1 pseudogene is annotated in these 254 nt (G+C 51.6%); it reads right to left on the bottom strand.

Going from position 1 to position 254, the window contains the following annotated elements:
• Positions 1 to 254 (bottom strand): annotated as a pseudogene (locus SB660_RS22140) (MFS transporter); the annotation flags it as partial.

The following is a 254-nucleotide window of genomic DNA, read 5'->3' as shown; positions in this document are numbered from 1 at the left end:
CTCATTATTCACCACCTGACTGGATACGGGTTCTATCACATCATAGAGCGCGTTGATGACGACAAAAGCTGCAATCGTCACGTACAGACTGCCCGAAGGTATAAACAGATAGGCCGCCCCGATGATGCAGAATGTCAGCAGAAGCACGCGCCTCGGCGTGAATTTTTCCGCCGGCTTTGAAGAAAAGATGGAGCACAGCGCCTGCAAGATGGACAGCCCCGCAAAAATAATGGATATATTGCGCACGGACAGCC

The organism is Bacillus sp. SIMBA_005 (assembly GCF_046535585.1).
GTDB classification, from domain to species: Bacteria; Bacillota; Bacilli; order Bacillales; family Bacillaceae; genus Bacillus; species Bacillus pumilus.
The sequence above is the reverse complement of the archived record's forward strand: the minus strand, read 5'-3'. Positions and strand labels throughout refer to the sequence as shown.